Annotated in this window: 18 protein-coding genes; 16 read left to right on the forward strand and 2 right to left on the reverse strand. The window is 68.6% G+C overall.

From position 1 onward, the window contains the following. Positions 1-193 precede the first annotated feature (193 nt). The 5 genes from shbA (at position 194) to QSK35_RS28760 (ending at position 5692) form a co-directional block, all read left to right on the forward strand. Positions 194-793 carry an RNA polymerase sigma factor ShbA gene (gene shbA, locus QSK35_RS28740; RefSeq protein WP_285750668.1) on the forward strand — a complete coding sequence of 200 codons (600 nt, stop codon included), beginning with the start codon at positions 194-196 and terminating at the stop codon, positions 791-793. A 147-nt stretch (positions 794-940) separates the two neighbouring features. Continuing rightward, on the forward strand, positions 941-1297 hold the full coding sequence (locus QSK35_RS28745) for an SH3 domain-containing protein (protein ID WP_285750669.1): 357 nt from the start codon (positions 941-943) through the stop codon (positions 1295-1297). A gap of 92 nt (positions 1298-1389) precedes the next feature. Further along, positions 1390-2418, forward strand: coding sequence for a carbohydrate kinase family protein (locus QSK35_RS28750; RefSeq protein WP_285750670.1), 1029 nt, complete (start codon positions 1390-1392; stop codon positions 2416-2418). Positions 2419-2518: 100 nt separating this feature from the next. Further along, positions 2519-4639, forward strand: a complete 2121-nt coding sequence (locus QSK35_RS28755) for a transglycosylase domain-containing protein (RefSeq protein WP_285750671.1) — start codon at positions 2519-2521, stop codon at positions 4637-4639. A gap of 300 nt (positions 4640-4939) precedes the next feature. Next, positions 4940-5692 (forward strand): M23 family metallopeptidase, encoded by a 753-nt coding sequence (locus QSK35_RS28760; protein WP_285750672.1) that lies wholly within the window; start codon positions 4940-4942, stop codon positions 5690-5692. A 3-nt stretch (positions 5693-5695) separates the two neighbouring features. Here the strand turns inward: QSK35_RS28760 and QSK35_RS28765 are convergent, their stop codons facing one another. Next, complete coding sequence (locus QSK35_RS28765) at positions 5696-6358, reverse strand: VOC family protein (RefSeq protein WP_285750673.1); 663 nt, start codon at positions 6356-6358, stop codon at positions 5696-5698. 87 nt (positions 6359-6445) lie between these two features. Between QSK35_RS28765 and QSK35_RS28770 the strand changes: the two genes are divergently transcribed. The 4 genes from QSK35_RS28770 to QSK35_RS28785 all read left to right on the forward strand — a co-directional run bounded on the left by QSK35_RS28770 (position 6446) and on the right by QSK35_RS28785 (position 9895). After that, positions 6446-7651: a S8 family peptidase gene (locus QSK35_RS28770; protein WP_285750674.1), complete on the forward strand. Its 1206-nt coding sequence runs from the start codon at positions 6446-6448 to the stop codon at positions 7649-7651. 113 nt (positions 7652-7764) lie between these two features. Beyond that, positions 7765-8709 (forward strand): LLM class F420-dependent oxidoreductase, encoded by a 945-nt coding sequence (locus QSK35_RS28775; RefSeq protein ID WP_285750875.1) that lies wholly within the window; start codon positions 7765-7767, stop codon positions 8707-8709. A 17-nt stretch (positions 8710-8726) separates the two neighbouring features. Then, positions 8727-9308, forward strand: a complete 582-nt coding sequence (locus QSK35_RS28780) for a TetR/AcrR family transcriptional regulator (protein WP_285750675.1) — start codon at positions 8727-8729, stop codon at positions 9306-9308. 38 nt (positions 9309-9346) lie between these two features. Then, positions 9347-9895, forward strand: a complete 549-nt coding sequence (locus tag QSK35_RS28785) for an EF-hand domain-containing protein (protein WP_285750676.1) — start codon at positions 9347-9349, stop codon at positions 9893-9895. A 239-nt stretch (positions 9896-10134) separates the two neighbouring features. Here the strand turns inward: QSK35_RS28785 and QSK35_RS28790 are convergent, their stop codons facing one another. Then, positions 10135-10593: a peroxiredoxin gene (locus QSK35_RS28790; protein ID WP_285750677.1), complete on the reverse strand. Its 459-nt coding sequence runs from the start codon at positions 10591-10593 to the stop codon at positions 10135-10137. 32 nt (positions 10594-10625) lie between these two features. On the opposite strand from QSK35_RS28790, the gene QSK35_RS28795 reads away from it, so the two are divergent. The 7 genes from QSK35_RS28795 (at position 10626) to QSK35_RS28825 (ending at position 18767) form a co-directional block, all read left to right on the forward strand. Next, positions 10626-11534, forward strand: coding sequence for a LacI family DNA-binding transcriptional regulator (locus QSK35_RS28795; RefSeq protein WP_285750876.1), 909 nt, complete (start codon positions 10626-10628; stop codon positions 11532-11534). A gap of 2 nt (positions 11535-11536) precedes the next feature. Further along, on the forward strand, positions 11537-11929 hold the full coding sequence (locus QSK35_RS28800; RefSeq protein ID WP_285750678.1) for a RidA family protein: 393 nt from the start codon (positions 11537-11539) through the stop codon (positions 11927-11929). 74 nt (positions 11930-12003) lie between these two features. Then, positions 12004-13773, forward strand: coding sequence for a 4-alpha-glucanotransferase (locus QSK35_RS28805; RefSeq protein WP_285750679.1), 1770 nt, complete (start codon positions 12004-12006; stop codon positions 13771-13773). A gap of 100 nt (positions 13774-13873) precedes the next feature. Next, positions 13874-14164, forward strand: a complete 291-nt coding sequence (locus tag QSK35_RS28810) for a hypothetical protein (RefSeq protein ID WP_285750680.1) — start codon at positions 13874-13876, stop codon at positions 14162-14164. 60 nt (positions 14165-14224) lie between these two features. Continuing rightward, complete coding sequence (glgX, locus tag QSK35_RS28815) at positions 14225-16336, forward strand: glycogen debranching protein GlgX (RefSeq protein ID WP_285750681.1); 2112 nt, start codon at positions 14225-14227, stop codon at positions 16334-16336. Further along, positions 16333-18408 carry a malto-oligosyltrehalose synthase gene (gene treY, locus QSK35_RS28820; RefSeq protein ID WP_285750682.1) on the forward strand — a complete coding sequence of 692 codons (2076 nt, stop codon included), beginning with the start codon at positions 16333-16335 and terminating at the stop codon, positions 18406-18408. Before glgX ends, treY begins: the two co-directional genes overlap by 4 nt. A gap of 32 nt (positions 18409-18440) precedes the next feature. Further along, positions 18441-18767, forward strand: coding sequence for a hypothetical protein (locus QSK35_RS28825; RefSeq protein ID WP_285750683.1), 327 nt, complete (start codon positions 18441-18443; stop codon positions 18765-18767). Positions 18768-18840 lie beyond the last annotated feature (73 nt).

An 18840-nucleotide genomic window follows, 5' to 3' on the forward strand; every position in this document is an offset into this window, starting at 1 on the left:
GGGTGCTGGAGGCCCCAAGTGAGGGTCGTTCGTGGTCCTCTTGTGAGTGAGCGGTATCAGATGGCTCACTGCGACCTCTTCTCCAGTGAAGCCCAAGTGTGTCGCTGTAGGTGAGGAGGTCGCCGGGATGGTCCAACCCACAGCCGTGCGAACTGGTGGCGGTGTCGGTGTCCTCGACGTTCCAACGGTTCCCATGCGCCGCCGGGTTCGGCCGGCCGTCTCCAACCAGTGGCTCGCCGAAGCCGAGTTCACGGATCTCGTCGACGCCGCGCTCGGCGGAGACAGACGGGCGGTCGATCACCTTTTGGCCCGCATCCAGCCGCTCATAGTCCGCTACTGCCGCGCTCGCGTGGGGACGCGCGAGCGCACCCTCGTCTCGGCCGAGGACATCGCGCAGGAGGTGTGCCTGGCCGTGCTCGGCGCGCTGGCCAAGTACCGCTACGAGCCCGGCTCGTTCCTGGCGTTCGTCTACGGCATCGCCGCGCACAAGGTCGCCGACGCGCGCCGCCGGGCCGTCCGGTCGCGCAGCGAGGTCATGCCGGAGCTGCCCGACTGCCCGGCGCCCGACGACGGGCCCGAGCAGCGCGCGATGAACGGCGAGCTGATGGAGCAGGTCGTGCGGCTGCTGCACAAGCTGCCCAACCGGCAGCGGGAGATCCTCGTGCTGCGCGTGGCCGTCGGGCTGTCGGCGGAGGAGACGGCGCTGGCCGTGCACTCCACGCCGGGCGCCGTCCGCGTCGCCCAGCACCGGGCGTTGACGAAGATGCGGGAGATGCTGGCCGAGGAGGCGTAGTCGCTTGACCTCAGGTCGCGTGGTCTGAAGAATCGATCATCTCGTCGGACACTGGGGGACGACGGAACGCATCTTCGGCATCGCCGCGTGTTCACGCTGCCCTCATGTGCCCGACTGCTGAATCAGGCACATCTCACTGGGGGCAATATGCGTACGAAGCTCATGCTGGCGACCGCCATGGCGGCGGCGATCACGTTGGGCACGGCCGGCACCGCCAGCGCCGCCGGCGCCTACTACCACTGCAACTCCGGCTACTGGGGCATCTGGTGCTCGCCCGCGCTGGCGGACCTCAACGTCCGCGCGGGCGGGCCGAGCACCAGCTACCCGACGGCCTTCGTCATCCCGAAGGGCAGCGATGTCCAGTTGATCTGCTACACCGAGGGTCAGTCGATCAACGGTGACAACCTCTGGATCCAGGTCAACGAATCCGCCCAGTACGTCACCGACTACTACGTCGGCACCGGCTCGCAGGCGGACCTGAAGGCACACATCAACCACTGCTGAGCCGGGCACGGCCGCCGGGGGCAGGACGACCACCCTCGGCGGCCGCGCGGGTGAGTCCGGCCGATCGGGTCCCGAGAAGGCAAGATTCCAGCATGGCGGACCCAGACTTCGACGTGCTGCTGTCCGGGACGGTGTTCCTGGACATCATCTTCACCGGCCTGCCCCGGCCACCGGAGGCAGGCACCGAGGTGTGGGCGGAGGGGCTGGGCAGTTGTCCCGGCGGCATCGCCAACCTCGCCGTGGCCCTGCGCCGCCTGGAGCTGCGCACCGCGCTCGCCGCCGCGTTCGGGGAGGACGCGTACGGCGACTTCTGCTGGGACGTGCTCGCCGACCAGGAGGGCGTCGACCTCAGCTACTGCCGCCGGTTCTACGGCTGGCACTCGCCCGTGACCGTGTCGATGGCGATGGACCGCGACCGCAGCATGGTCACCCACGGGCATCGCGCGCCGGTCGGGGCGGACGACCTGCTCGTCCCGCCGCCCAAGACACGGGCGTGTTTCGTCCACGTCGAGCCCGAGGAGGCCGAGTGGGTGCGGACGGCGAAACGCGACGGGGCGCTGCTGTTCGCCGACATCGGCTGGGACCGGACCGGCGCGTGGGCGCCCGAGCTGCTCAAGCGGCTCGAGTGTTACGACGCGTTCCTGCCCAATCACGCCGAGGCGCAGCTCTACACGCGCACCGACACCCCGGAGCGCGCGGCGCGCAAACTCGCCGAGCACGTGCCTGTGGTGGTCGTCACGCGCGGCGGACGCGGCGCGGTGGCCGTGGACAGCGCGACCGGCGAGGTTGTGGACGTGCCGGGTCTGAACGTCGCGCAGCTCGACGCGACCGGCGCGGGTGACGTGTTTGGCGCCGGGTTCGTCATGGGCACTCTCGCCGGGTGGCCACTGGAACACCGGGTGCGGTTCGCGAACCTCTGCGCGGCGTTGTCCGTCCAGCACTTCGGCGGGTCGCTGTCCGCGCCGGGGTGGGGCGACATCGCCGTGTGGTGGCGCACGGTGAGCCGGCGGGACGACGACGAACTGAGGAAGTACGGGTTCCTGGACGACCTTCTGCCGCACCACGCGGCGGGCGAGGTCCGGAGGGCCAGCCCGACGATCGGCCTGCGGATACTCCGGTAGGTTGAAATCAGTCGATCAGCGGAAGCAACCTCCCAGGGGGCCCGCGCGACTTAATCAGCAGGGGATTCGAAAGCAAGGCTGGAAGGAGTGGCGGTCTCACGTGTTCGCCGCGCGCGCGTCAGGTCTGGTCAAGTTGGTGGGGTTGTGCCTGACGGCCGGCGTCCTCCTCGCCGCCATGATGTTCCCGGTCGTCGGCGGGCTCGGGCTCGCGTCCAACCGGGCCGCGGACACCGTCGACAAGACGTCCGGTGACATGGCCAAGGGCGAACTGCCGCTCGTCACCACCATCCAGGACATGAACGGCGCGCCGATCGCGTATCTGTACGACCAGTACCGGATCCCGCTGGAGCCCAACCAGATCGCCGACACGATGAAGGCGGCGATCATCGCGATCGAGGACAAGCGGTTCTTCGACCACAAGGGCGTCGACTGGCAGGGCATCATGCGTGCCGCCGCCAAGGCCGGTGTCGAGGGCGAGACCAGCCAGGGCGCCTCGACGCTGACGCAGCAGTACGTCAAGAACTACAAGGCGTTCGTGCTCGGCGCGGACGACGAGGCCGCCGCGTGGGAGAAGGCGACCGAGGCGACGCTGGGCCGCAAGATGACCGAGGCCCGGATCGCGTTGCAGCTCGAGCAGCAGATGAGCAAGGACGAGATCCTCGCCGGCTACCTCAACATCGTGCCGCTGGGCAACCAGACCTACGGCGTGGGCGCCGCCGCCAAGGCGTACTTCGGCACCACGGCCGACAAGCTGACCGTGCCGCAGGCCGCGCTGCTCGCCGCCATCGCGAACCGGCCGAGCTCGCTCAACCCCGGCGCGAACCCCGAGAAGGCGCTGGAGCGCCGCAACCTCGTGATCGACCGCATGCGCGACAACGGCGCGTTCGGCACCGACGCCGAGGAGGCGAAGAAGAAGGCCGAGGAGTACAAGGCCGCGCCGCTGGGCGTCGTCGAGGACCTGCAGATCCTGCCGAAGGGCTGCGTCGGCGCCGGTGACGGCCCGGTGTACGGCTTCTTCTGCGAGTACCTGCTCCAGTACCTGCAGAAGTCCGGCATCACCAAGAAGCAGCTGCAGCGCGGTGGCCTGACCATCCAGACCACTATGGACCCGAAGGCCACCAAGGCCGCCAAGGAGTCCGCCGAGCAGCAGGTGCCGAAGATGACCAACGGCGTGGCGAACGCGATGTCGGTCGTCCAGCCCGGCACCGACAAGCACCGGGTGCGCGCGCTCGTGGCGAACCGCGACTTCGGCAACGACGCCGCGAAGGGGCAGACCGCCCGCCCGATCCCGGCCGAGGTGACGCCGTTCGGCGCCGGCTCGATCGCCAAGGTGTTCACCGCGGCGGCCGCGCTGGAGAAGGGCGTCACCGGCATCGACAAGACCATCGACGTGCCGAAGCTCTACACGTCGAAGGTCTACAAGGACGGCAGCAAGCCGTACACGGTCAAGAACGCGGGCGACGGCTACAAGGACAAGATGACCCTCACGGAGGCGCTCGCGACGTCCCCGAACACGGGGTTCGTGATCCTGGAGGAGAAGGCGGGCCTGAACAACGTGGTCGACATGTCCTATCGGCTGGGCATGCGCGAGACCATGCAGGGCGTCAACATCCAGGGCGAGCAGCTCAAGCCGGACGGCTCCAACGGACCGTCGCAGGGCGAGCAGTTCAAGCAGGACAACAGCGGTTCGTTCACCCTCGGACCGGGCGCGACCAGCATCCTGGAGCTGTCGAACGTCGCGGCGACCCTGATGTCGGGCGGCAAGTGGTGCCCGCCCACGCCCGTCGAGAAGGTGCTCGACCGCAACGGCAAGGAGATTCCGCTCAAGGAAGCCCCCTGCGACCAGGCCGTCAACACCGAGCTCGCGAACACCCTCGTGCAGGGCCTGAGCCGGGACATCGCCGCCGGCGGCACCGCGGCACAGGCGGCGTCGTCGTCCGGCTGGAACCGCCCGACGCTCGGCAAGACCGGCACCACCGAGAACCACTGGTCGGTCGCATTCATGGGTGCCACCCCGCAGTACGCGGGCGCCGTGATGACCTACACGGACGGCAACCAGCCGCAGGTGATCTGCCCGAACCCGATCCGCCTCTGCGGCAACGCGGCCACCGGCGTCTACGGCGGCATGGTGGCGGCGCCCACGTGGTTCAACGCCATGAAGGTGATCCACGAGGGCCTGCCCGTCGCGCCGCTGCCGCCGGCGAGCAACAAGTACAAGTGAAACTTTCACGATAAAGCTACTGACCAGCAACAACGGCCGAACCTTTCGGGGTTCGGCCGTTGTTATTTTCGGCCCAGCACGTCTTATTACGTTGTGTAACTGAAGGTGGTCTTCATCACCTAAATGCCCTGATCGCTTTGCCTTCAGCTGTCACGTCGGGTTACGTTCTTCGCCGCATGTCACGGTTCGGTCTCGAAGAGGACACGGAGCTGCGTCCCGAAGCGGCTCCAGCCGGTTCCCCCGCCGGTGTCCTGACCGGGCTCCCCGATGCATGGAGGCACTACTTTGGCTCGGCACCGCATGGAGGATGAAAGACAGGTCGTTCGCCGCAGGGCGGCGGCCGTGGTGGTCGCGGCAGGCGCGCTCGCAGGAGTCGCCGGCCTCGCGAAGGTCGCACCCGTCGACCGCGACATCGTCCCGCTGGCGGGCAGCAGCGACCTCGCTGCCGCGCTCGTCGCCACGACCGGCGTCCAGGCTGACGGCATCCGCACCGTCCACGCCGTGAACCCCGGCGGCGAAACCGTCAAGCTGCTGCAGGCCGAGCAGCTGCAGGCCCAGTACAACTTCGGCCAGGCGCTGAAGGTCGCGCAGGACGCCTACAACGTGAAGCAGGAGTCCATCCGCCAGGAGCAGGCCCGGCTCGCCGCCGAGGCCGAGGCCCGCCGCCCCAAGTGCGTGCGGCCCGCGCAGGGCACGTTCACGTCCGGCTTCGGCGCCCGCTGGGGCACCTCGCACAACGGCATCGACATCGCCAACGCCATCGGCACGCCGATCCTGTCCGCCATGGACGGCGTCGTCGTCGAGGCCGGCCCCGCGTCCGGCTTCGGGCTGTGGGTGCGCGTGCAGCACGAGGACGGCACCATCACCGTGTACGGCCACGTCGACACGATCGTGGCTTTCGCCGGCACCAAGGTGAAGGCCGGTCAGCAGATCGCCACCATGGGCAACCGCGGCCAGTCCACGGGACCGCACCTGCACTTCGAGGTGTGGGCCGGCGGTTCCACGAAGATCAACCCCCTCGGCTGGCTGGCCGAGCGCGGCGTGCAGATCTGATTCTCAGCGGAGCACATCGCTCCCGTTCGGGCCCGTGATGCGGGCGACGAGCGCCGGTTTCGGTGCTCGTCGCACCGGCACGTCGGCCCCGAGAGCTCGAAGCGACTTCTCGATGCCGGGGTCCGGATGTTCGACGTGCAAGGCGTCGAGGGTGAGGCCCCGCGGCGCTGATGCCGCCGGAAGTGGTGTGTCGCCCCAGCTGATGAGGAACGGCACCACTCCGGCGGTCAGCGCGTTGCCGGTGAGCCGCCACCGCAGCACATCGCCTTGTGCGGTCAGCCGGTGGCCTTCGATCACGTCGCCGGGGGCGAAGCCGTTCGCTTTGGCCACCGAACGGGCACGCTCGATGTCGTCGGTCGCGAGGGCCCAGCCGACCAGCCCGGCTTCCGTGACACCGTCGACGCCGTACGGGCGTGGTGCGGGCGGCTCCGGTTGGCCGGGATCCGGCGCGACGATCTCCAGATAGGTGTGCGGACCCAGGGCGAGCAGCCTGTTGTGGGTGCCCTGCCCGGTGTGCTGCCCGCCGCCCGCGGCCCGGACGCCGAAGCGCTCCTCCAAGGCGTCGACGGCGGCGTCGAGGTCCGGCGCCGCGTAGATGATGTGATCGATGCGCAACGAGACCTCCTGTTTGACCAGCACATAGTCCGGGTAAGAACCATCGGTCATCAATCAATTACTCCAAACGGCCGATCATGGCGGCTCGATCGGGTGTGAGCATCCAGTAACCCTGCTCACGCCCCTTCGAGGAGAGCCATGCGACGACTTCAAGCACTGCTCGCCGCTGTCCTGCTCGCCGCCGCCGTGTCCGCCGCCCCCGCCAACGCCGATACCCAGACCAACGGGTACATCGTGCTGTTGAAGGACGGCGTTGGCGTGTCGTCGGTGACCGACACACTCACCGGCACACTCGGCGTCACCGTCGACCAGTTGTATTCGTCCGCCGTGCGCGGATATTCGGCACACATGACCGCCGCCACCGCGGCACGACTCGCGCGTGACTCGAGGGTCGCGCTAGTACAGCCGGACGGCGAGGTGTCCATCGCCGCTCAGTCGCTGCCGACCGGGATCGACCGGATCGACGCCGAGCTCAGCCCGACGGCCCGGATCAACGGCACGGACGAGCGTGTGAACGTCGACGTCGCCGTGATCGACACCGGCGTCGACCTCGACCACCCCGACCTCAACGTCTACACCGCGGGTGCCAAGAACTGCTCCACTGGCCGTAGCGCCGAGGACGGCAACGGGCACGGCACGCACGTGTCGGGCACCATCGGCGCGCTCGACAACGGGATCGGCGTCGTCGGCGTCGCGCCCGGCGCGCGCATCTGGCCGGTTCGCGTGCTCAACAACCAGGGCAGCGGCTCGTTCTCGGCCATCATCTGCGGCATCGACTACGTCACCGCGCACGCGAGTGAGATCGAGGTCGCGAACATGAGCCTCGGCGGATCCGGCAGCGACAGCGCGTGCGGGTCCAACAAGGACGCGATGCACGAGGCGATCTGCCGTTCCGTGGCGGCCGGCGTGACGTACGCCGTGGCCGCGGGCAACAGTTCGGCGGACGCGGCGAAGTCCGTGCCCTCCGCGTACGACGAGGTGATCACGGTCAGCGCGCTGGCCGACTTCAACGGTCAGCCCGGTGGTGGCGCGGCGTCGACTTGCCGCGCGGACGTGGACGACACGTTCGCCGACTTCTCCAACTTCGGGGCGGACGTGGACATCATCGCGCCCGGTGTCTGCATCCTGTCGACCTGGAAGGGCAACGGCTACAACACGATCTCGGGTACGTCGATGGCCAGCCCGCACGTGGCGGGCGCGGCCGCGCTGTACAAGGCGACGCATCCGAGTGCGTCTCCGGCGGCCGTGAAGTCGGCCCTGCAGGCGGCCGGCACGACCAACTGGAACACCTCCACCGATCCGGACGGGACGCACGAGCGACTGCTGAACGTCGCGACGTTCTGACCGCCTGACGGTGCCGGGCGCCTGCCCGGCACCGTCACCTCGGCCGCTCGGCATACCGACTGGTCGGTACCCAGGGTATGGTGAGTCCCAGCCGGACGCTGGGAGGCGTGGACATGGGTCGTTGGGGCATCACGATGCCGTTGGTCGGGACCTCGGTGCTCGAGCACCGCGAGCTGGTCACCGAACTGGCCGGGCTCGGCTACACCGACATCTGGTCGGCCGAGACCACGGGCCACGACGCGTTCACGCCGCTCGCGCTCGCCGCGCAGTGGTCGCCAGAGGTGCGGCTCGGCACGGCCATCGCGCCCGTCTACACCCGTGGGCCGGCCACGCTCGCCATGCAGGCCGCGACGCTCGCCGAGGTGTCGCAGAACCGGTTCGTGCTCGGCATCGGATCCTCCTCGCCCGCGATCGTGCAGGCGTGGAACGCCATGTCGTTCGATGAGCCCTTCAAGCGGACGCGAGACACCCTCCGGTTCCTGAAGATGGCTCTCAACGGTGAGAAGGTCTCACGGGAGTTCGACACCTTCACCGTGAAGGGCTTCAAGCTGGAACGGCCGCCCGCCGAGCACCTGCCGATCATGCTGGCGGCGCTGCGGCCGAACATGCTGCGCCTCGCGGCCAAGGAGGCCGACGGCGCGATCACGAACTGGCTCGGCGCCGACGACGTGCCGCGGGTGCGCGAGGAGCTCGGTGACGCCGAGCTCGCCGCGCGGATCTTCGTGTGCCCGACCGAGGACGTCGACGCGGCGCGGGCGTTGGGACGCATGCTGATCAGCAGCTACCTGACCGTGCCCGCCTACGCGGCGTTCCACGAGTGGCTCGGCCGGGGCGAGGCGCTGCGCCCGATGCAGGAGGCGTGGGCCGCGGGCGACCGCAAGGCCGCCAACAAGGCCGTGCCCGACGAGGTCGTCGATCAGCTGATCGTGCACGGAAGCGTCGATCATTGTCGTGCGCAGGTCGCGCGCTATCAGGCGAACGGCGTCGACACGCCCATCATCGCGCTGCTGCCGACGGGCGCGGACCAGTTCGACCTCGTACGGGCGTTGGCACCGTAATGGCACGCCGTGGGGGAGTGGGCGCGCTCAGCGCGACCGAGCAGCGGATCATGGACGCGGCGGTCCGGCTGTTCGCGGCCCAGGGCTACGACGCCACGACCGTGCAGGAGATCGTCGAGGCGGCCGAGGTCACGAAAGGCGCGCTGTACCACTACTTCGGCGCCAAGGACGACCTGCTGTTCGAGATCTACCGTTCGCTGATCGCCGAACAGATGCGCGACCTCGACTCGATCATCGCGGCCGGTGACGACCCGGCCGCGACGGTCCGGGCGATCATCGTGTCGCTCGTCGAGACGACGGCCGCACACGTCGACGAGACCGCCGTGTTCGTGCGCGAGATGCACCGGCTGGATTCCGAGCGCCGGGCGGAGTTCCGGGCGGAGCGGCGGCGCTACCACGAGACGTTCCGCTCGGTCGTGGAGAAGGCTCAGCTCTCCGGCGAGTTCAGCGACATCGTCCCGGCGGAGACCGCGGTGCTGATCGCGCTCGGCGTCGTCAACCAGTTGCCGACGTGGTATCGCCCGGACGGCCTCAAGTCACCTACACAACTGGGTGAAGAAATAGCCGATTTCGTGTTGGCCGCTCTCACACGAAAGTAGGAGCGTTTGGCTCCGTTCGAAGTGCTAGCTTCGAATACATGCTGAGCGAACTGCAAATCAAGAACGTTGGCACCATTTTCGACACGCTGGACCACGACAAAGACGGTTTCTTCGAGCGGGAGGACTTCGAGGCGATCGGGCTCGAAGCGATCAGTGGAATCGATCTCGCCGCCGATTCGCCGCATCGTGGCCACGTTGTCGAGGCCTACGTCGGCTGGTGGGAGCAGATCAGGAAGCAGGCCGACGCCGATGGCGACGGCATGGTGACCAGGGACGAGTACATCGCCTCGGTCGAGCAGGGGCTGCTGTCCGACCCCTCCTACCTGGACGCCGTGTCGCGTGCGGCCGACGCGTTGTTCGCCGCGGCGGACGTCAACGGCGACGGGACCCTGAGCAAGGTCGAGGTCGTGCGCATCTACGGCGGTATCGGACTGCCGGAGGACATGGCGGCCGACGCGTTCGATCAGATCGATTCCGACGGAGATGGAAAGATCAGTACCGATGAATGGCGTGCGGCCGTTCAGGGTGCTTTCACGAGCGTCGGACCGGAAACCGTGGGATCGAACATGCTGGGACACGCCCAGTAATAACCGCGATCATTTTCTGGCAGTTCGCCACCGGGAGGTCCGGCAAGGATGACGTGCACAGTGCCGGACGTCGTCGGCAAGATTCACCAGGAGGCGCAGGACACCATGCAGGCAGCCGGGCTGTAACTGCTCCTGGAGGTCCGGTCAGGGCCGGCTCCTGATCAACGACCTCAACTGGCGGACCACAGCGCAGAGCGTCGCCGCCGGAAGCGTGGTCAACCGCTCTCCGACTAGACCGGCTACCGCGCGGCGCGCGCGTGCAACACCTGCAACGCCTTGTCGGCGTGAGCGTGCATGTTGAACTCCGACTTGATGACCTCGAGAACGGTCCGGTCGCGGTCGATCACGAAGGTGTGCCGCTTCACCGGCAGCGGCCCGAACCGCCGCTTCACGCCGAACTGCTCGGCGACCAGACCGTCGGAGTCGGACAGCAGCGGGAAGCCGACCTCGTGCGCGTCGGAGAAGCGGTGCTGGCGCCCGACCGTGTCGCGGCTGATGCCGACGCGCTGCGCGCCGACCGCGCGGAAGTCCGCGGCGAGATCGCGGAAGTGGCACGTCTCTGCGGTGCAGCCGGAGGTCATCGCGGCCGGGTAGAAGAACAACACCACGGGTCCGCCGCTGAGCAGTTCCGAGAGGGAGCACAGCTGGTTGTGCTGGTCGGGCAGGGTGAAGTCGGGGGCGAGGTCGCCGGCCTTCATGGAACTCCAATACGCTCGGTCCCGTGACCAGCATGTCCGATGTGGCGAAGGCCGCGGGGGTGTCGGCTGCGACGGTATCGCGCGCTCTGCGCGGTGAGCCGGGGGTCTCCGAGGCGACCCGCCGGCACGTCAGCGAAGTCGCGAAGCGGATGAAGTACGCGATCGCGCGGGACGCGTCCAGCCTTGCCGGCGGCCGACGGTACGCCATCGCCGTGCTCACCTCGACGGTGAGTCCCCTCTTGGCGGGTGCCGAGGGCGCGTTGCGGCAGGCGGGCTACGACGTGCTGCTCTACGTGTTGGGCGACGAAAGTTCCAGGAGCCACTTCTTCAACGCCAACCCGCTCGGGCGTCGCGTCGACGGTGTGCTGCTGCTGAAGCTCACCCTCACCGAGTCCGAGCAAGCGAGCATCGACGACCTCGGCGTGCCGACGGTGACCGTGGACGACACGGACCTGCGCGACTCGGTCAAGGTCGCCGTCGACCACCTGATGCAGCTCGGGCATCGCGACGTCGCGCTCGTCCTCGCCGACGGGATCGACGAGGAGTACGACGAGATCCTGACGAAGGCCGGGCTCGACGTCCCTCCAGAGTGGACGGTCTGGTGCTCGCCGACGGTCGACGGCGGCGAGCAGGTGGTCGACGTGCTGCTCGACGGCCCGCGCCTGCCGACCGCGGTGATCAGTTCCAGCGGTGCGGCGGCGGTCGGGATCTTCCTGCGCATGCAACGGGACGGGCGGGTGATCCCGGATGACATGTCGATCGTCAGCCTGGACGGGCAGGAGATCACGCGCGTGGTCGGGCTGACCGCCGTCGAGGGTGCGCACCGCGAACAGGGCGAGCACGCGGTCGCGGACCTGCTGACGTTGATCCGCGGCGGTGAGATCGAACCGGCCGACCAGCCGATCCGGCTCGTCGTCCGCAACTCGACCGCTAGGGTCTGACCATGCCCATCGAAGATCGTCTGACCGACGTGCCCGGCCTCGCCGCGTCCACCAGGTACTCCCACGCCGTCGTCGCGTCCGGGCGGCTCGCGTTCGTGTCCGGCCAGATCTCGGTCGACGACGAGGGCAAGGTCGTCGGGGTGGACGACCTCGCCGCGCAGACCCGCCAGGTGCTGACCAACCTGCACCACGTGATCACCGAGCTGGGCGCCGGCTGGGGCGACGTCGTGAAGCTCGGCTGGTACGTGCTGGACGCCTCCGAGGTGCAGACGATCCGCGACATCCGCCGCGAGCTGATGGGCGACCACACCCCGGCGAGCACGCTCGTGGAGGTCTCCGCGCTCGTGCAGCCGGAATTCCTCGTCGAGGTCGACGCTGTGGTCGCACTCACTTAGAACCTGCCCCATCCGGGTGACCAGGGACCATTTACTCTGGCTATGCGACGTCACCTGTGACATAGCTTTATCCCGTGGATGAACAGCTGCGCCGCCTGGCCGAGGCACACGGCGTGGCAACCCATTACGAGAACGCCGAGCAGCGTCGCGTCGAAGTCGACTCCGACGTCGTCGAAGCGATCTTGCGAGAGCTCCGCGCGGACGCGCCGAAACCCGAGTTGCCGCCGACGATCGTGTTGCGCGAAGGGGAGACCGCGGACCTGAAGGGCCCGGCCGTCGTCCATCTGGAGGACGGCACCGAACGCCGGACCGGGCGGCACCTGCCGGAGGACCTGCCGCTCGGCTGGCACCGGATCGTGACGAAAGACCAGGAGATCACGCTCGCCGTCGCGCCGCGCAGGCTGCCCGACGTGCCGCGGGCGTGGGGCTGGATGCTCCAGCTCTACGCCGCGAGATCCGATGAATCGTGGGGCATGGGCGACTTCTGCGACCTCGCGACGATCGCCCGGAGGTCGAGCCTGGAGCTCGACGCGGGCGTCCTGCTGGTCAACCCGGTGCAGGCGATCAGCCCCACGCACCCCGTCGAGCGCTCGCCGTACTCGCCCAGCAGCCGCCGCTACGCCAACCCGTTGTACCTGCGCATATCGGACACGTCCGCCTATCTGACGGCCGACGAGGAAACACGCCGGAAAGTCGACGCGCTGAAACCGCCGAACCGCGAGCTGATCGACTACGACGAGATCTGGGACGCGAAACGAAAAGCGCTCGAACTGTTGTGGCGCGACGAACCGCAGGAGATGGACGAAGACCTCCGAACTTTCGCGACTTTTTGCGCGATCGCGGAAACGGAAGGCCCCGACTGGCGGCAATGGCCGGCTCGGCAACAAAACCCGGAAACGGCCACGGCGAGTAGCGAGAGAATCCGTTTCCACGCCTGGCTGCAGCACCTGTGCATCGCGCAGCTCGACGAGGTGCGGCTGGCCGCGCACGAGGCGGGCATGGCGGTCGGCGTCATCCACGACCTGCCGGTCGGCGTGCACCCCGGCGGCGCGGACACGTGGGCGCAGCGAAGCGTCTACGCCAGGGCCACGGTCGGCGCGCCACCGGACGCGTTCGCGAAGGACGGCCAGGACTGGAACCTGCCGCCGTGGCGGCCGGACAAGCTCGCCGAGACCGGCTATGCGCCGTTCGTCCAGGTGCTGCGCAGCGTGCTCAGGCACGGCGACGGCATCCGCATCGACCACGTGGCCGGGCTGTGGCGCCTCTGGTGGATCCCCGAGGGCGAGCCGCCGAGCCGCGGCACCTACGTGTACTACGACGCGGACGCGATGCTCGGCGTCCTCGCGCTCGAGGCGCACCGGGCGGGTGCCGTGGTCGTCGGCGAGGATTTGGGCACCGTCGAACCGGTCGTCACGAAGACGTTGCAGGAGAACGGGATGCTGACCTCGGCGGTGCTGTGGTTCCAGCGTGACTGGGACGCGCCCGGCCACCCGATCGTCCCGCCGAGGCAGTGGAACCAGCACGCGATGGCCAGCATCTCCACGCATGACCTGCCGACCGCCGCCACCTATCTGAGCGAGCACCCGGACTTCGGCGAGCTCATGGCCGCCGAGGGGCTCGACCCCGCCGACCCGGTCGAGGGGGCGCACGCCCTGCTGGCGCAGGCGCCGTGCGCGCTCGTGCTGACCTCACCGCAGGACGCGCTGGGTGAGACCCGCCAGCCGAACCTGCCGGGCACGATCGACGAGTACCCGAACTGGAGAATTCCACTCCCGGTACCGCTGGACGAGTTCTTCTCGCGAGTCAGGTCCGTTGTCCGGCCGTTGCGGGTGAGGGACCGATGAGACGAAACATGCACGTTACTGCGGGCGAGGGGTCCGCGGAGTACTGTAATTCCGTCACCCGGCGGAGACATTGGAGGTGGCGTTTTCAATGAGTTCAGCCGTGAGCACGCAGACTCCCACTGCGGTGCTGGAACTGGCCGTCGAGCGAGTGCTGGCCGCGGTTCGTCCCGCGGCGCTCGGCGACCCGGTGGTCGGGGCACGGCGCGCGGAGGAGTCGCTCCGCGACGCGCTGCAGAACGCGCGTTCCGACGTGGACAACCTCGCGCTGCTGCAGGCGCTGGCGTGCGCCGAGGCGGCGTGTGAGCACTTGAGGTACTGCGAGATCCAAGAAGCCCGCACGCTGCTCACGGCCGCGCGCGGACAGCTGGCACTGGCGCACGAAAGGGCGTGATGTCAGGCGGGTGACCGGGTACTAGGGTCTGGAGAACCCACGCAGCTTGTGAGGAGCATTGTGCGGCCCTGGCCCGGAACGCCCTATCCGCTGGGCGCCACGTACGACGGCGTCGGCACCAACTTCACCCTGTTCTCCGAGGTCGCGGACTACGTCGAGCTCTGTCTCTTCGACGACGACGGGACCGAGACACGGATCAGGCTGCCGGAGGTGGACGGCTTCGTCCACCACGGCTACCTGCTGGGCGTGGGACCCGGTCAGAAGTACGGCTACCGCGTGCACGGACCGTACGACCCCGATCGCGGAAAGCGTTGCAACCCCAACAAGTTGCTCATCGACCCGTACGCCAAGGCGATCAGCAACGGCATCGCCTGGAACGAGTCGCTGTTCGGCTACACGTTCGGCGACCCCGACGAGCGCAACGACACCGACTCCGCCGGCCACGTGCCGCTCTCGGTCGTCGTGAGCCCCTTCTTCGACTGGTCGACCGACCGTCCGCCGCGGACGCCGTACAACGAGTCGGTGATCTACGAGGCGCACGTGAAGGGCCTCACGATCGACCACCCGGAGATCCCGCCGCGGCTGCGCGGCACCTACGCGGGCCTCGCGCACCCGGTGATGATCGAGCACTTCCAGCAGCTCGGTGTCACGGCCGTCGAGCTGATGCCGGTGCACCAGTTCGTCACCGACCACGCGCTGTCACAGCGCCGGCTCAGCAACTACTGGGGCTACAACACGATCGGGTTCTTCGCGCCGCACGACGCGTACGCCGCCATGCCCGAGCAGGCGAACCAGGTGCAGGAGTTCAAGGGCATGGTCCGGGCCCTGCACGAGGCGAACATCGAGGTCATCCTCGACGTGGTCTACAACCACACCGCCGAGGGCAACCACCTCGGGCCGACGTTGTCCATGCGCGGCATCGACAACGAGGCGTACTACCGGCTCGTCGACGACGAGCCCAAGTTCTACATGGACTACACGGGCACCGGTAACTCGTTGAACGTGCGCAGCCCGCACACCCTGCAGCTGATCATGGACTCGCTGCGCTACTGGGTCAGCGAGATGCACGTCGACGGCTTCCGGTTCGACCTCGCCGCGGCGCTCGCCCGCGAGTTCTACGACGTCGACAAGCTGGCCACGTTCTTCGACCTGGTGCAGCAGGACCCGACGGTGTCGCAGGTGAAGCTGATCGCGGAGCCGTGGGACGTCGGCCCCGGTGGTTACCAGGTCGGCAACTTCCCTCCACTGTGGACGGAGTGGAACGGCAAGTACCGCGACACAGTGCGTGACTTCTGGCGTGGTGAGCCGGCGACCCTCGGTGAGTTCGCGTCGCGCATCACCGGCTCGTCGGACCTCTACCAGCAGGACGGGCGGCGGCCGTACGCGTCGATCAACTTCGTCACCGCGCACGACGGATTCACGCTCAACGACCTGGTGTCGTACAACGAGAAGCACAACGAGGCCAACGGCGAGGACGGCCGGGACGGCCACGACGACAACCGGTCGTGGAACTGCGGCGCCGAGGGGCCGACCAACGACCCTGAAGTGCTGGAGCTGCGGGCCCGGCAGCGGCGCAACATGCTCGCGACGCTGTTGCTGTCGCAGGGTGTGCCGATGCTGTTGCACGGCGACGAGTTCGCGCGTTCGCAGCAGGGCAACAACAACGCCTACTGCCAGGACAACGAGGTCTCCTGGGTCGACTGGTCGCTGGCCGAGACGAACAAGGACCTCCTCGAGTTCACCAGCGCGCTCGCCGCGTTCCGCAAGGCGCACCCGGTGTTCCGGCGGCGGAGGTTCTTCCAGGGCAAGCCCATCCGCAAGGGCGAGGAACTGCGCGACATCGCGTGGTTCACGCCCGAGGGCGAGGAGATGACCGAGCAGGACTGGGGCAACGACTTCGGCCGCTCGATCGTCGTGTTCCTCAACGGCGAGGGCATCCCGGACCTGGACCAGCGCGGCATGCGGGTGATCGACGACTCGTTCCTGCTGGCGTTCAACGCCCACCACGAGGACATCCGGGTCACGCTGCCGGACGCCGACTACGGTCCGGAGTGGACGGTCGTGGTCGACACGGCTACCGGCAAGGTCGGCGACGGCGGTGAGTTGATCCCCTGTTCCGGCCACCTGACCGTGCCCGCGCGTTCGCTCGTCGTGCTGGAGCGCGTCGGATGACGCCTTCGTCGACGTATCGGATCCAGTTCACCCCTTCGTTCACCTTTCAGGCCGCGGTATCGGTGGTCGACTACCTGCGGCGCCTGGGGATCGGCGCGTTGTACGCCTCGCCGATGCTCGACGCGCGGCCCGGTTCGACGCACGGCTATGACGTGGTCGACCCGACGCGTGCGCGGCCCGAGCTCGGCGGTGACGCGGGGCGCGTCGCGTTGCAGGAAGCCTTGGCCTCGCGGGGAATGGGGCTGGTCGTCGACATCGTGCCCAACCACATGGCGGTGCCCAACCCGTGGTGGGACGACGTGCTGGAGCACGGCGAGAAGTCGGCCTACGCCAAGTACTTCGACATCGACTGGTCGTCCGGCCGAGTGCTGCTGCCCGTGCTGGCCGAGGGCGCGGCGGAGGAGGAGTACGACCACCACCGCAAGGTCGACTGGCGGCGTGGCAACACCGAGCTGAACTACCGGCGGTTCTTCGACATCACCGAACTGGCGGCTGTGCGCGTCGAGGACCCGGAGGTGTTCGCCGCGACGCACGACGAGGTGCTGCGGTGGGGTGTTTCCGGCCTGCGCGTCGACCACCCGGACGGGCTGGCCGATCCCGGTGCGTACTTCCGCGCGTTGCGTTCCCGTACCGACGGCTGGATCGTCGTCGAGAAGATCCTCGGGCCGGACGAGGACCTGCCGCAGTCGTGGCCGGTGGACGGCACCACCGGCTACGACGCGTTGCGCGAGGTCTGCGGCCTGTTCATCGACCCGCTGGCGGCGCCGCATTTCGACGGCGACTTCCACGCCGTCGAGCACGAGGCGCGGCGCCTGGTGACGGACACGATGCTGGTCGCCGAGGTGCGCCGGATCGCCGCCCTGGTGAAGGGTGTCCCGTTCGAGGACGCCTGCGCGGCCGTCGCCGACGTGATGGTCAACTTCCCGGTCTACCGCTCGTACCTGCCGGAGGGCCTCGCGAACTGGGAGCTGGCCGTCGCGCTGTCGGACGGTCCGGCCGTGCGCTCACTCGACGAGCAGGTGCGCGCCGATCCGCACGGCGAGCTGGCGACCCGGATCCAGCAGACGTCCGGCATGGTCGTCGCGAAGGGCACCGAGGACACGACGTTCTACCGCTACACCAACTTCGTGGCGTTGAACGAGGTAGGCGGCTCGCCGGACCGCTTCGGGATGTCGGTCGAGGAGTTCCACCAGCGCGCGGCCCACCGCGAGGCCGCGTGGCCGCGGTCGATGACGACGCTGTCGACGCACGACACCAAGCGCTCCGAGGACGTCCGCGCGCGGCTGGCCGTGCTGTCGGAGATCCCGGCCGAGTACCTGGAATCTGTGTCGCGCTGGACGTCGGTGTGCGGCCTGCCCGAGCCGTCGTTGAACGCACTGGCGTGGCAGACGGTGCTCGGGGCGTGGCCGATCTCCGTTGAGCGGCTGCAGCAGTACCTGGAGAAGGCGTCCCGTGAAGCCAAGATCGCGACGTCGTGGGTGGACCGCAACGCCGAGTTCGACGCTCTCGTGAAGGAGTGGCCTTCGCGGATGCTGGCATCGGTGGGTGACGAGGTCGCCGCGTTCGCCGAGCGGATCACACCGGACGGGTGGTCGAACTCGTTGGGGCAGAAGCTGGTCCAGCTGACCGCGCCCGGTGTGCCGGACGTCTACCAGGGCACCGAGCTGTGGGACTTCTCGCTGGTGGACCCGGACAACCGCCGTCCGGTGGACTTCGCTGTGCGGTCGTCGTTGCTGGAACGCATCGAGTCCGGCTGGGTGCCGCCCGTGGACTCGACGGGTGCCGCGAAGCTGCTGGCCGTGCACCGCGCGCTGCAGCTGCGGTCTCTTATGCGCGGGTACCGCCCGCTGCAGGCTTCAGGTCCGGCCGCGTCTCATCTGGTGGCGTTCCAGCGGGGTGACGTGATCACGGTAGCGACGCGGCTGCCGCTGACCCTGGCACGCACGGGGTGGCAGGACACCGTGCTGCCGCTGCCTCCTGGGTCCTGGACAGACGTGCTCACCGGGCGCCCGGCTCAGGCGGAATTGGGTCGCTTGCTGGATGTGTATCCAATAGCTCTGCTGTCCCGTTGAACCGCGCCGGGGGCGCGGGACGTGGCGGCGGTATGGGTTTGTGGGACCACTACGAGGTGCTGAGTGACGAGCACCGGGCCGAGCTCGACACGCTGACACCCGAGGAGCGGGTGCGGGCGATGGACCGCTGGCTGTCGCGCAGCGCCGCCGTCGCCGCGATGCGCGACGCCGTGTCGAACACCGCGTGCGTGCTCGACACGATGGTCGACCTGCTCATCATGGAGCTGAACGAGCAGGAGGACGCGACGCGGCGGGACGCGCTGGTCGACTTCATGATGGAGATCTGCCGGACGGCCGGGGCCGCCCGAGCGTTCGTGGACGGCCGGCGCCCTGACCCGTGGCCCTCGCTGGAGGGTTGACCGGTCAACCCGCTGGGGCTGAGTGGGCGACACGGCGGGGTTGGCTGGGCAACACGCGGGCTGAACTGTGGAC

This window comes from Lentzea sp. NBRC 105346 (assembly GCF_030269605.1).
GTDB lineage: Bacteria > Actinomycetota > Actinomycetes > Mycobacteriales > Pseudonocardiaceae > Lentzea.